13 protein-coding genes are annotated in these 12035 nt (G+C 67.6%); 5 read left to right on the top strand and 8 right to left on the bottom strand.

Going from position 1 to position 12035, the window contains the following annotated elements; genetic code table 11:
- Positions 1-15: 15 nt before the first annotated feature.
- The 7 genes from MAA8898_RS01645 to pedF form a co-directional block, all read right to left on the bottom strand.
- Entirely contained in the window at positions 16-957 is a 942-nt protein-coding gene (locus MAA8898_RS01645; protein ID WP_094019214.1) for a quinoprotein relay system zinc metallohydrolase 1, read from the bottom strand.
- Positions 957-1742: a quinoprotein dehydrogenase-associated SoxYZ-like carrier gene (locus tag MAA8898_RS01640; RefSeq protein WP_094019213.1), complete on the bottom strand. Its 786-nt coding sequence runs from the start codon at positions 1740-1742 to the stop codon at positions 957-959. Before MAA8898_RS01640 ends, MAA8898_RS01645 begins: the two co-directional genes overlap by 1 nt.
- A 93-nt stretch (positions 1743-1835) precedes the next feature.
- Positions 1836-2627, bottom strand: coding sequence for an FAD binding domain-containing protein (locus MAA8898_RS01635; protein WP_094019212.1), 792 nt, complete (start codon positions 2625-2627; stop codon positions 1836-1838).
- 18 nt (positions 2628-2645) lie between these two features.
- Positions 2646-3131, bottom strand: coding sequence for a (2Fe-2S)-binding protein (locus tag MAA8898_RS01630; RefSeq protein ID WP_094019211.1), 486 nt, complete (start codon positions 3129-3131; stop codon positions 2646-2648).
- 47 nt (positions 3132-3178) lie between these two features.
- Positions 3179-3721 carry an SRPBCC family protein gene (locus MAA8898_RS01625; protein WP_094019210.1) on the bottom strand — a complete coding sequence of 181 codons (543 nt, stop codon included), beginning with the start codon at positions 3719-3721 and terminating at the stop codon, positions 3179-3181.
- A 73-nt stretch (positions 3722-3794) separates the two neighbouring features.
- Positions 3795-4703: a substrate-binding periplasmic protein gene (locus MAA8898_RS01620; RefSeq protein WP_094019209.1), complete on the bottom strand. Its 909-nt coding sequence runs from the start codon at positions 4701-4703 to the stop codon at positions 3795-3797.
- On the bottom strand, positions 4703-5386 hold the full coding sequence (pedF, locus tag MAA8898_RS01615) for a cytochrome c-550 PedF (protein WP_094019208.1): 684 nt from the start codon (positions 5384-5386) through the stop codon (positions 4703-4705). The genes MAA8898_RS01620 and pedF overlap by 1 nt, the downstream gene beginning before the upstream one ends.
- A 137-nt stretch (positions 5387-5523) precedes the next feature.
- On the opposite strand from pedF, the gene MAA8898_RS01610 reads away from it, so the two are divergent.
- The 5 genes from MAA8898_RS01610 to MAA8898_RS01585 all read left to right on the top strand — a co-directional run bounded on the left by MAA8898_RS01610 (position 5524) and on the right by MAA8898_RS01585 (position 11414).
- The gene (locus MAA8898_RS01610; RefSeq protein WP_094019207.1) at positions 5524-6702 is read left to right on the top strand and encodes a lanthanide ABC transporter ABC transporter substrate-binding protein PedA1; all 1179 of its coding nucleotides are present in this window, start codon (positions 5524-5526) and stop codon (positions 6700-6702) included.
- A 9-nt stretch (positions 6703-6711) separates the two neighbouring features.
- Positions 6712-7698, top strand: coding sequence for a YVTN family beta-propeller repeat protein (locus MAA8898_RS01605; protein WP_094019206.1), 987 nt, complete (start codon positions 6712-6714; stop codon positions 7696-7698).
- Positions 7699-7764: 66 nt separating this feature from the next.
- Complete coding sequence (locus MAA8898_RS01600) at positions 7765-8301, top strand: SEL1-like repeat protein (protein ID WP_094019205.1); 537 nt, start codon at positions 7765-7767, stop codon at positions 8299-8301.
- Between the two features lie 215 nt (positions 8302-8516).
- Positions 8517-8918 carry a c-type cytochrome gene (locus MAA8898_RS01595; RefSeq protein WP_094019204.1) on the top strand — a complete coding sequence of 134 codons (402 nt, stop codon included), beginning with the start codon at positions 8517-8519 and terminating at the stop codon, positions 8916-8918.
- A 729-nt stretch (positions 8919-9647) separates the two neighbouring features.
- Positions 9648-11414 (top strand): PQQ-dependent methanol/ethanol family dehydrogenase, encoded by a 1767-nt coding sequence (locus MAA8898_RS01585; protein WP_094019202.1) that lies wholly within the window; start codon positions 9648-9650, stop codon positions 11412-11414.
- A gap of 170 nt (positions 11415-11584) precedes the next feature.
- Here MAA8898_RS01585 and MAA8898_RS01580 read toward each other — a convergent pair whose 3' ends face one another.
- Positions 11585-12013 (bottom strand): VOC family protein, encoded by a 429-nt coding sequence (locus MAA8898_RS01580; protein WP_176445035.1) that lies wholly within the window; start codon positions 12011-12013, stop codon positions 11585-11587.
- Positions 12014-12035: the final 22 nt, after the last annotated feature.

The raw sequence follows: 12035 nt of genomic DNA, 5'->3' as shown, positions 1-12035 counted from the left end.
ACGCGCACGGCCGGGTCAGTTGCCGCGCGGCAGTTCCTGAAGTTCGATCCCGGGGAACAGGTGCGCGACCGACCGGCGGTATTCCTGCGGCTGCGCCCCCATGGCGGCGAAACGTTCGGGCAGCGGGGTTTCGATCAGCTCGACCATGTCCAGCCCCTGGCGCGCGCCGTTGCGCAGCGTGTCCTCGAGCCAGGTGAGGTAGTCGCGCGTCTGGCGCAGCGATTCGCCGGTGGGGTCGGCGGGGCCGTGGCCGGGAATGATCAGGGCCGGGCGTTCCGCGGCCAGCGCATCCAGCGAGGCGTGCCAGCGCGGCAGGTCGGCGTTGGGCGTTGTCGGCGCACGGTTGAGAAAGGCGAGGTCGCCGGTGACCAGCGTGCCGGCGGTGCGGTCGAGCAGGGCGAGGTCCGCCCCGGTGTGCCCGCCCAGCGGCAGCGCGGTGAAGTCGCGGCCGTCCAGCGTCAGGTCCCCGCCTGCGACCACTTGCGTCGGCGGCATCACCTCGGTGCCGCGCATCCAGTCGCCCAGCAGGCGGTACATGTTGTCGGCCAGCGCATCGCCCTGCTCTTGCACCGCTTGCAGGGTGCCGCCCAGCGCGTGAATCGGCCGGTCGGCAAAGACCTGGTTGCCAAAGAAATGGTCCGGGTGGTGGTGGGTGTTCACCACCGCCGAAATGCCCCGGATGTCGAGGTGGCGCGCGGCGGTGGCCAGCGCCTCGCCGTAGCGGCGCGACGATCCGGTGTCGATCAGGATCAGCCCGGTATCGCCCTGCATAAGGATGACGTTGACGATGGCGCCGCCGTTCTCCATTGAGAAATACTCGGTCGCGCCCTCGATCATCCAGATGCCATCGACCAGCGGTTTCGGCACGAGGTCATAGCTGAGGCGGGCCTGCGCCCAGGCCCTGGGGGCAAGTGGGAGGGAGGCCAGCAGGCCCAGCGCCGCGCGGCGGGTCAGCATCAGTGGGTTTCGCCTTCAGTCAGCAGGCCGCGGATGCGGTTGCCGTTGTTGTCGCGTCCGACCACCTGCACCGTGCCGGGCAGCGCACCCTCGGCAAAGTAGAAGGTGAAGGCCGGGTCCTCGTTCACCGGCTCGTGCAGTTCCACGCGGGCCAGTTCGGTGCCGTCCTCGGCCTGCAAGGCCAGGTCCTGGATGATGAAGACCGGGATGCCGTCGGCGAGGCCGGTGTCCATCGGGTGATCGACAATCACCCGCGCGCGCCCCGAGGCCGACCAGAGGCGGCCGTGGATCTCGCCCAGCTTTTCCTCCCAGTCGTCCGAGGCATAGGCATGCGACGGCGCGGTGCAGCCGCCGCCCGCCGCGTCGATGTAGACCGAACCGACGTGCCAGGTGCCGCTGTGCGTCTCGACGCTGGCGCGGACCGCTGTCGCCTGGTCGATCTTGAACCGCAGCGCCAGCTTTGCCGCGGCCTGTTCGGGGTAATAGGTCAGGATGTGCGGAATCGGGCCGTAATCGGCGCTGACCACGATTCGTTTCACATCCGGGATGGCGGTGGCGTCGACCAGGACGGGGACGTTCAGGCTGTCCTCGGCGCTGTCGGGGGCGCGCAGGATCACCCGGTCATCGAAACGGATGTCGGCGGGATCGCCCAGCAATTTCTTCTGGTGGTAGTCCCACATGCCGGATTGCATCGGATCGCTCAGCGGCGTCTGCGGATCGTCCAGCGCCAGCGCGGCTGTGGCGGCGGTCAGGGCGACGGCGGCAAGCGCGGTACGAAATAGCATGACGGGTCCTCCCAGACGTGTCGCGGCGCATGGAGGCTAGCACGGAGAGGGCGGCGATTCACCCCGCCTAAGGTCGTAGACGGGGTGCGCCTGTCAGCCGGCGGCGGCGACGGCCCGGCGGGTCATCACGCCGACCAGGTGCGCGCGGTAGGCGCCCGAGCCGTGCACGTCCGAGATCATGCCCTCGGCCGGGACGGACAGGCCGGCCAGCGCCCCTGGCGTGAAATCTGCTGACAGCGCCGCCTCAGCCTCGGTCCAGCGGAACACGCCGCCCTCGGAGGCGCCGGTCACCGCGACGCGCACGCCGCTTGGGTATTTCGCCACGAAGACCGCCGTGAGGGCAAAGCGCGAGGCGGGCTGGTCGAACTTGGCGTAGGCCGCGACCTGCGGCACCGGAAAGCGGACCATGGTGACGATCTCGCCATCGTGCAGAGCGGTGGCGAACATGCCCTGGAAATAGTCGTCCGCCGCGATCTGCCGGGTGTTGGTGACCACGGTCGCGCCCGAAGCCAGAGCCGCCGCCGGGTAGCAGGCGGAGGGGTCGTTGTTGGCGAGGCTGCCGCCGATGGTGCCCCGGTTGCGCACCGCCGGATCGCCGATGCCACCGGCCAGCGCGGCCAGCGCGGGGTAGATCGCCGCCGCCTCGCGCGCGACGTCGGCATGGGTGGTGCCGCCGCCAATCGACAGGTCGCCGTTGTCCTCGCGGCAGACGCCTTTCAGCTCGGCGATGCCGGTCAGGCTGACCAGCACGGCGGGGCTGGCGAGGCGCTGTTTCAGCGTCGGGATCAGGGTCTGCCCGCCGCCGAGGATCTGCGCCTCTTCATGGCCCAGCGCCTCGACCGCGTCGGCAAGGCTGGTGGGGCGAAGGATTTCGAACGAATACATGTGCCTGTCCTCCTGCCGTCACTCGGCCGCGACGGCGCTGACGTCCTGCCCGGACGCGGCGAGGATCGCCTTGACGATGTTGTGGTAGCCGGTGCAGCGGCAGATGTTGCCTTCAAGGTAGTGGCGCACTTCGGCCTCGGTCGGCTTGGGGGTCTCTTTCAGCAGCGCGGCTGTCGCCATGATCATGCCCGGCGTGCAGAACCCGCACTGCAACCCGTGGTGATCCTGGAACGCCTGCTGGATCGCGTTGAGCGAGCCATCCGCGTTGGCCTGCCCTTCGATGGTGGCGACCTCGGCGCCGTCGGCCTCGACCACGAACAGGGTGCAGGCCTTCACCAGCGCGCCGTTCACATGGATGCTGCACGCGCCACACTGCGAGGTGTCGCAGCCGACATGGGTGCCGGTCAGGCGCAGGTCCTCGCGCAGGAAATCGGTCATCAGCGTGTTCGGCTTGACCGATCTGATCACGGTTTGGCCGTTCACGGTCAGGGTGATGTCTACCATGGGTGTTCTCTCGCCGTCTTGGGGTGTGCCTGGGCCGGTTGGGCGGCTCAGGTCTTGAGGATCCGCTTGAACCAGCCCTTCTTGGGGGCGTCCTCGCCGCCTTCGACCGGCCCATCGGCGACAGCCTCGGCCTCGGCGGGGTCGGCGGGGCCTTCGACCGCGTCCTGGAAGTTCTGAAAGAACTGGTCGGCCATCTTCTTGGCAAAGCCGTCGATGATCCGGCTGCCCAGTTGAGCCAGCTTGCCGCCGACCTTGGCCTCGACCTCGTAGGTCAGCAGGGTGCCGCCCGAGTCGCCGTCCGACAGCAGGACGCGGGCATCGCCCTTGGCAAAGCCGGCCGCGCCGCCCTTGCCTTCGCCGGTCAGGGTCACGGCGTTGGGCGCGTCCATCTCGGTCAGGGTGACCTGGCCCTTGAAGGTGGCCTTCACCGGGCCGACCTTCTGAACGACGGTCGCCTCGAAGCCCTCTTCGGCCGAGCCGCTCATCTCGGTGCAGCCCGGCACGCAGGCCTTGAGCACCTCCGGGTTCAGGATCGCGGCCCAGACCACGTCGCGCGGGGCCGCGATCTCGCGGCTGTCGTTCATCTGCATGTGAGTCCCTCATCCCATTGCAAAAGGCCCGGGGGCGTCGCCCGCCGCCCGGTGCCCGTTCACAATTGGACACTCAACGCTCTGGCGGCGCGAAACTCAACCCGTAGTCTGCAAAAATAGCGGCGATGCGCCCGTCGGCCAGTGCCGCCGCAATGGCATCGTCCACCGCGTAGCCCAGCGGACGATAGGCAAAATGCACGCCCACCCCCACGGTCCACGACCCGACCGAAAAGCCGGGCAGCGGCGGCTGGTGCACCTCCAGATCCGGCGTCAGGCCAAAGTCGAGCTGCGCGCGCGGGCCCATGGCGGCCTTGACCTCGCCCGCCGCCAGCGCGGCCATGGCCTGCTGCATCGTCGGAAACCGGCGTATGTTGGCGTTCAGCTGCCCGCCCGCCAGCGAGGTGAGGTAGAAATCGGCGATCGAATCGTTCTCGACCGCCACGGTGTCAAAGCGGAAATAGGCCGGCACCGGCTTGTCCTCGGGGTAGGCGTCCTTGCGGTAGGCGATGGCGATGCTCTCTTTCGCGTATTGCCCGGTAAAGACCACCTGCTCGACCCGGCAGGTGAAATTGCTGTCGTAGGGCACGCGCAGCATCACGTTGGACACCGCCCCGCCGACAACCGGGCCCTGCCAGATCGTATTGCGCAGGTCGGCATCCAGGTTTTCACCGGCGGCGACGAACTTGAACCGCGGCTCGACTCCGAGATCCTCGGCGATCAGTCGGCCGACCTCGATGTCGACACCACGCGGCTGCCCGCCCTCCTCGAATGAGTAGGGCGGGTAATCCTCGTAGACCGCGAATTCGATCCAGCCGCGCTCGATGATCACGTCCAGCTCCTGGCCGACGATGTCGCGGCTGGCGTTCTGCGGCTTGGGCTGGGGTTTCCAGTCCTCGCAGCGCGCCTGCACCCCGACCGCCAGCCCGGCCCAGAGGCCGAGCGTCAGGCAAAGCGTCAGCAGACGGCGCGCCGCGGTCGTCATCAATGCGCGGCCGACAGGCCGATGGTCAGCGCCTCGGCGGCATGGCGATAGCCGACCTCGGTGCCGTCGATCAGCGCCGAGGCGCGGAACGGCGCGCTGTCGGCGATGGGGGCGCCGCTCAGCGTCTCGATCCCTGCGGCAATCTCGTCCAGCTGCGCCTTCATGCCGTCCGGATCGGCGGCCGAGGGATCCTCGGCCCAGGCGGCCAGCTGGTCGCGCAGCACCTTCAGGTCATCCGTGGCATCGGCGATCTGGGCATCATCCGGGCGCGCCTCGACGTAGGTGCGGATCGCCCAGGCGGCCTTCTGGCCCAAGAGGTCACCAAAGGCCGGCATCTTGGTGGTGCCGTTCTGGGTATAGCCGTGGCGGAACCGCTCCATGAACCATTCGTCGCCATATTCCTCCGCCTCGAGAAAGCGCAGGTCGGGCGCCAGCCCGCCCGAGATCACCTCGAGCCCGTGGCAGCGCGCGCAGTTCTGGTTGTAGCCCGAGGCGCCGATCTCCACCGCGGCCTGCCAGACTTCGACCCCCTGGTCGCGGTAGGGGTTCTCGGTCAGCCACTCCTCGCCCACGTCGGGCAGGGCATCGGTGTTGACGGGCTGCGGCGCGACATCGCCGTGCGACAGCGCGGAGGTGGCGGCCATCACCAAGGCGAGGGTCCAAAGGGTCGTCTTGCGGGTCATTGCAGTTCCTCCTCTAGCGGTTGGCCCGTTCTTACGAGCGCAACCGCCCCTTGGGCTATTGGACCTAAGTCCAAATCGGCGGGGAACTTCGACCAAGGTCTAATTCCCTGTCCCCCGCGCCTGCCTAGTGTGGCGTCATGAGAGAGATATCACGCCTTTTGTCCTGCGCAACGCTGGCTGTCGGCCTGGCCGCAGGTGCCGCCGTGGCCGATGTGTCGGTCACCGTCCACTACCTGCGCCAGCTGGTGGACCTGCCCCCCGTGTTGTCGAACCTCGACCCCGTGCCCGACGACCTGGGCCTCGCCGGGGCGCAGCTGGGCCTGAACGACAACACCACGACAGGCCGATTCCTGGGCCAGGGCTACGCGCTGGAGGTGACCGAGGTGCCGGTGGGCGGCGACCTGCTGGAGGCCGCGCGCGCGGCCCTGGGCGCCACCGACCTCGTGGTGATCGACGCGCCGGCCGACGCGCTGCTGGCCATCGCCGACTTGCCCGAGGCGCAAGACGCGCTGCTGTTCAACGCCACCGCGCCCGACGAACGCCTGCGCAGTGCCGACTGCCGCGCCAACCTGCTGCACACGGCCGCCAGCAACGCCATGCGCACCGACGCGCTGGCGCAGTTCCTGGTGATGCGCCGCTGGGACCAGCTGGCGCTGATCCAGGGCACCCACCCGCAGGACAGGGTCTTTGCCGACAGCCTGCGCGCCAGCCTGGCCAAGTTCGGGCTGAAGCTGCGCTCGGAAAAGACCTGGGCCTTCGACGCCGACATGCGCCGCAACGCCGCGCAGGAGGTGCCGCTGTTCACCCAGGACCTCAAGGACCACGACATCCTGCTGATCGCCGACGAGCTGCACGATTTCGGCCGCTACATCGCCTACAACACCTGGCAGCCGCGCCCCGTCGCCGGATCCGAGGGACTGGTGCCGCAGGCCTGGGCGCCGGTCGTGGAACAGTGGGGCGCGGCGCAGCTGCAATCGCGCTTCACAGATCTCGCGGCGCGCGACATGCGCCCCGAGGACTACGCCGCCTGGGCTGCCCTGCGCGTCATCGGCGAGGCGGTGACCCGCACCAACTCGGGCGACACCGCCACCCTGCGCGCCTACCTGCTGGGCCCCGAGTTCGAGCTGGCCGCCTTTCTCGGCCGCCCGCTGTCGTTCCGCGACTGGAACGGCCAGCTGCGCCAGCCGATCCCGCTGGTGACCGAACGCGCGCTGGTCGCGCAGGCCCCGCTCGAGGGCTTCCTGCACCAGGTCAACGAGCTCGACACGCTTGGCCTCGACCGGCCCGATTCCGCCTGCACCGCCTTCGGCAACTGAGGACGCCCCATGTTTCTTCTCTGGAAAAATACCCCACTTGCCGCCCTGGCCGTCCTCGTGACGCTGGGCCTTCCGGGCGCCTCGGCACAGGCCGAGGAAATCTGGGTCACCAACGAAAAGGACGACACCGTCAGCGTGATCGACGTTGCCACGCTGGAGGTCGTCCGCACCATCCCCACCGGCGAACGGCCGCGCGGCATCACCTTTTCGCTCGATCACAAGGTGGTCTACATCTGCGCCTCGGACAGCGACACGGTGCAGGTCATGGACCCGGAAACCGGCAAGATCCTGCATGACTTGCCCTCGGGCGAGGACCCCGAGCAGTTCATCCTGCACCCCGGCAACCGCCACCTCTACATCGCTAACGAGGACGACGCGATCACCACCGTGGTCGACGTCGAGACCCGGCGCGTGGTGGCGCAGATCGACGTCGGCATCGAACCCGAGGGCATGGCCGTCTCGCCCGATGGCAGATACGTCATCACCACCTCCGAGACGACCAACATGGCGCACTGGATCGACACGACGACACAGGAACTGGTCGCCAACACGCTGGTCGATTCGCGCCCGCGTCACGCCGAGTTCGTGCATGGCGGGACCGAGCTCTGGGTCTCGGCCGAGATCGGCGGCACGGTGTCGGTCTTCGACGTCGAGACCAAGGCCGAGAAGGCAAAAATCAGCTTCGAGATCAAGGGTGTGCACCAGGACAAGATCCAACCCGTGGGGTTCGAGGTGGCGGGCGACGAAAAGACCGTCTTTCTCGCCTTGGGCCCCGCCAACCACGTCGCGGTGATCGACGCGCAGACCTACGAGGTTCTGGAGTACATCCTGGTCGGACGGCGGGTCTGGCACATGGCCTTCAACAGCGACAAGACGCTGCTGTTCACCACCAACGGGGTGTCGGGAGACGTGACGGTGATCGACGTGGCCAGCCGCAAGCCGCTGAAGACCATCAAGGTCGGCCGCTACCCCTGGGGCGCGGCGCTGCGGCCGTGATGCAGACAGGAGTCGCGGCTGGGTTCGGCGACGATCCGTGCTATGCTTGGCTCAGGGAGGACCACCATGTTTCGAACTGCCATCGCCCTTGCGGGCCTGATCGCGCTGCCGGCCCTGGCCGACGAAGACCTTGGTGCGCTCAACCCGCCCGAGATGGGCATGGACCGGGTGATGGACAACATCCGCCGCGGCCAGACCGACATGACGACCTGCGCCGCCGGCTACTACTTCACCAAGAAGGGTGACCACGGCGATGCCCGTGACATCTTCGAGCTCTGCGCCACCAAGGGCGGCTACACCGCCGCGATGACCTGGATGGGGCAGCTGGACAACAACGGCCTGGGCGGCGAATACGACCCCGACGCCGCTGCCGACTGGGACCGCCGCGCCGCCGAGGCGGGCGACCCGGTGGGTCAGTTCAACTATGGCCTGGCGCTGATCCGCGGCCACGGCGTGGCGCGGGACGAGACCGAGGGCCGGCGCTACGTCGACATGGCCGCCGCGGCGGGTCTCGACATCGCGCAGCGGATGCAGGGCGCGGACTACGACCCCGACGAGGTCACCCCGGACGCCGACACCTGGAAATACGCGCCGCTGTTCTGAACGGCGGAGCGGGTGGATGGCGCGCGAGGGGGCGCTGCCCCCGCCGCCCTGCGGGCGACTCCCCCGGGAGTATTTTTCCAGAGAAGAAGCCCCTGGGGACGGCACCCGCGACAAAGGGCGCGCGTACGACCAAAGCACGGGATGGATTTTGCAGCCCGCGGGGACAGGATCGCGCCACAGGACACAGGACTCGCGCTTCCCTCGGGAGAGACAAAATGAAGATCGCCACCCTTCTCGCGGCCGCGTTGATCGCCGGCCCGGCGTATGCCGACACGTTTGCAGAGGTCAAGATATCCGCCGGCAAGGCGCTGTACGAGGCCGAGTGCCGCCGCTGCCACGCCGTGGACGCCAAGGACCCGTCCTATGGCCCGCCGCTGGAAAACGTCGTCGGCCGCGCCGCCGGCAGCTATCCGGACTACGACTATTCCATCGCGCTGGAGGCGTCGGGCATCGTCTGGACCCCGGCCGCGCTGCGCGCATGGATGGAAGACAACGACGGCTTCATGCCGGGCACCAAGATGCGCCATGTCGGCATCGAGGACCGCACGGTTCAGGACTTTATCCTGGCCTACCTGTCCAGCATCACCACGCAGGACAATTCCGCGATCTCGAAATAGGGCCTCCTCGATGACCGGGTCGGGCAGCCAGTGGCTGTCCGGATCCGCCTCTTCGAGGTCGAACTCGGGCGCCGGACGGGTCACCCGGTGCCGGCGGCGCCGACAGGATGTCCTTGTCCATCTCGTGCAGCCGCCGACCAGCCTGTCGCCCTCGGGCGTGAGGCGGTCGTCGGCGCCATTCCTCATGTTGATGCCGCAGGCCCCGGCGCCTTTCCACAGGAAGAGAAAGCCATGCTCCAGGGCGGTCAGATCGTCGTCACCGACCTGCCGCGCCGGCGCGTAGGGATAGGACAGGAGGCCCCAGTACCATCCGGGTCCCTCGATGCCGCGGAACGGGCGCAGCGACAGGACATGGTCACGGCATAGCGGCCGTCCGGATCAAAGCGGATGTCGGCGATGTGGATGCGCGTGCCGTCGCTGTCCAGGAGACAGGCGGCACGATCGCCGACGGGCGGGTCCGCGGCCGCCCCGAGGGGCAGCACCAGGGCAAGCGCCGGGAAGGCGGCAACGCGAGTCATTGCGCAGACCGGGTGCGAACCCGCCGACTCAGGCATACGACCTTGGTCGAAGGGACGGGTAGCGCGCTGGAAACGCACGACATTGCCCCCGATGCCCATTGCGTACGACCTTGGTGCAATACCTCTTTACCGGTGTTCCCGGAATACTGATGGCTGCGCCCGGGAGGGGCGCGTGCACTCACGCCGCCTGGGCGAAATAGGGAGGGATCTCATGAACCGATTCATTCTGGCAGCGACTGCCAGCATCCTGCTGGCAGGCACCGCCGCCACCGCACAAGTGACCGAAGCCGACCTGGCGAACGATCAGACCATCACCACGCAGATCGTGACAAACGGCATGGGCCGCAATCTTCAGCGCTACAGCCCGCTGGACATCCTGAACAAGGACAACGTCAAGTACCTGCAGGCGGTCTGGGCCTTCAGCCTTGGCGGCGAAAAGCAGCGTGGACAGGAAACCCAGCCGCTGATCAAGGACGGCGTCATGTACATCACCGGGTCGTATTCCCGGATCTATGCCATCGACGTCATGACCGGCGATGAACTGTGGCAGTACGACGCCCGCCTGCCCGAAGGCATCCTGCCCTGCTGCGACGTGATCAACCGTGGCGCCGCGCTGTACGGCGACCTGGTGATCTTCGGCACGCTCGACGCGCGCATCGTGGCGCTGAACGCCAAGACCGGCGATGTCGTCTGGCGCGACAAGATCGCCGACTACAAGGCCGGCTATTCCTACACCGCCGCACCGCTGATCGTGAACGGGCTGGTCATCACCGGCAACTCGGGCGGTGAATTCGGCATCATCGGCGAAGTGCAGGCGCGCAACGCCGAAAACGGCGAAATGGTCTGGACCCGCCCGGTGATCGAAGGCCACATGGGCACCCTGAACGGTCAGGAATCCACCATGACCGGCACGCTGAACGCGACCTGGCCGGGCGACATGTGGAAGACCGGCGGCGGCGCGACCTGGCTGGGCGGATCCTACGACGACCGCACCGACACGCTGATCTTTGGCGCCGGCAACCCCGCGCCCTGGAACAGCTGGCTGCGCGACGCGGGTCAGGACAACACCGGCAAGGGCGACAACCTCTATGCCGCCTCGCGGATCGGCATCGACCCGGCAACCGGCGAGATCAAGTGGCACTTTCAGACCACCCCGCGCGAAGGCTGGGACTATGACGGCGTGAACGAAGTGGTCGCCTACAATGACCGCGACGGCAACATGCGTCTTGCCACTGCTGACCGGAACGGTTTCTTCTACGTGCTGAACGCCGAGGACGGCAAGTTCGTGCGCGGCGTGCCCTTCGTCAAGGACATCACCTGGGCCACCGGCCTGGATGAGAACGGCCGCCCGATCTACAACGAGGCCAACCGCCCCGGCGACCCGACCGCCGCCGCGGACGGCAAGAAGGGTGAGGTGATCTTTGCCTCGCCGTCCTTCCTGGGGGGCAAGAACTGGATGCCGATGGCGTTCAGCCAGAAGACCGGCAACTTCTACGTGCCCTCCAACGAATGGGGCATGGACATCTGGAACGAGCCGATCACCTACAAGAAGGGCGCCGCCTACCTGGGCGCCGGCTTTACCATCAAGCCGAACTACGAGGACCACATCGGGTCGCTCAAGGCGATCGACCCCGACACCGGCGAGCTGAAGTGGGAATACAAGAACACCGCCCCGCTGTGGGGTGGCGTTATGACCACCGCCGGCGGCCTGGTGTTCACCGGGACCCCGGAAGGCAAGTTCATCGCCTTCGACGACGAGACCGGCGAAATCCTGTGGTCGTTCCAGACCGGTTCGGGGATCGTCGGCCAGCCGGTGACCTGGGACATGGACGGCGAACAGTATGTCTCGATCATCTCCGGCTGGGGCGGCGCGGTTCCGCTCTGGGGCGGCGAAGTGGCCAGCAAGGTGAACTACCTCAACCAGGGTGGCACCCTCTGGACCTTCAAGCTGCCCAAGGAACTGGCCAGCCTCAACTGACGCCTGTCCTTGACGAGTGCGAGGGCGCCCTTCGGGGCGCCCTTTTTCGTGGGTGCGCGATCGCGGCGCGGGGGAAAGGATGGAGTCGGCCCAGGAACATCACTGGCCGAGGAGGCGCATGCCGCGCGACGACACCCCCAGACCGGCTTTTCCGTCATCGCGCGGCGGTTTCACGGATCGGATGACGGCCGTGCGGACCAAGTCGCCCCTGATCCTTGCCCGGAGGCAGGAAAGTCCACATGAATCCGATTGCCATCCGGATCGCGGACAAACACCAGAATGATGTCCAATGCCTCGAATGGAACAAGCTTGTAGGGCACGCCGCACCCATCGAGGTGCTCGAGGAAGGGCGCCATTGCTTCGGCCCGAAACGCGATGTGCTCCATCCGAAGACTCTCCCCGTCCGAATGAACCATCGGTGGGGGATCGGCCCCGATCAGGTGCAGGACGCAGGTCTCACCCAGGTAGAGCCAGGCGCCGGGCACAGGGAATTCGGGCCGCGCGCCGGACCTGAGCCCGAGCACCTGTTCGTACCAGGCGACCATCCTGTCCAGGTGGACAGTGCGGATGTTGACGTGATCAAAGGCCAGAAGCGGCATGGCTCGGGCTCCTTTGTTGCAT

The organism is Antarctobacter aquimaris (genome assembly GCF_900184945.1).
Taxonomy (GTDB): Bacteria; Pseudomonadota; Alphaproteobacteria; order Rhodobacterales; family Rhodobacteraceae; genus Maliponia; species Maliponia aquimaris.
The sequence above is the reverse complement of the archived record's forward strand: the minus strand, read 5'-3'. Positions and strand labels throughout refer to the sequence as shown.

Excerpts from the sequence above, each read along its gene's own strand:
- MAA8898_RS01645 (WP_094019214.1), bottom strand. The coding sequence starts at position 957 with ATGCTGACCCGCCGCGCGGCGCTGGGCCTGCTGGCCTCCCTCCCACTT.
- MAA8898_RS01640 (WP_094019213.1), bottom strand. The coding sequence starts at position 1,742 with ATGCTATTTCGTACCGCGCTTGCCGCCGTCGCCCTGACCGCCGCCACA.
- MAA8898_RS01635 (WP_094019212.1), bottom strand. The coding sequence starts at position 2,627 with ATGTATTCGTTCGAAATCCTTCGCCCCACCAGCCTTGCCGACGCGGTC.
- MAA8898_RS01630 (WP_094019211.1), bottom strand. The coding sequence starts at position 3,131 with ATGGTAGACATCACCCTGACCGTGAACGGCCAAACCGTGATCAGATCG.
- MAA8898_RS01625 (WP_094019210.1), bottom strand. The coding sequence starts at position 3,721 with ATGCAGATGAACGACAGCCGCGAGATCGCGGCCCCGCGCGACGTGGTC.
- MAA8898_RS01620 (WP_094019209.1), bottom strand. The coding sequence starts at position 4,703 with ATGACGACCGCGGCGCGCCGTCTGCTGACGCTTTGCCTGACGCTCGGC.
- pedF (WP_094019208.1), bottom strand. The coding sequence starts at position 5,386 with ATGACCCGCAAGACGACCCTTTGGACCCTCGCCTTGGTGATGGCCGCC.
- MAA8898_RS01610 (WP_094019207.1), top strand. The coding sequence starts at position 5,524 with ATGAGAGAGATATCACGCCTTTTGTCCTGCGCAACGCTGGCTGTCGGC.
- MAA8898_RS01605 (WP_094019206.1), top strand. The coding sequence starts at position 6,712 with ATGTTTCTTCTCTGGAAAAATACCCCACTTGCCGCCCTGGCCGTCCTC.
- MAA8898_RS01600 (WP_094019205.1), top strand. The coding sequence starts at position 7,765 with ATGTTTCGAACTGCCATCGCCCTTGCGGGCCTGATCGCGCTGCCGGCC.
- MAA8898_RS01595 (WP_094019204.1), top strand. The coding sequence starts at position 8,517 with ATGAAGATCGCCACCCTTCTCGCGGCCGCGTTGATCGCCGGCCCGGCG.
- MAA8898_RS01585 (WP_094019202.1), top strand. The coding sequence starts at position 9,648 with ATGAACCGATTCATTCTGGCAGCGACTGCCAGCATCCTGCTGGCAGGC.
- MAA8898_RS01580 (WP_176445035.1), bottom strand. The coding sequence starts at position 12,013 with ATGCCGCTTCTGGCCTTTGATCACGTCAACATCCGCACTGTCCACCTG.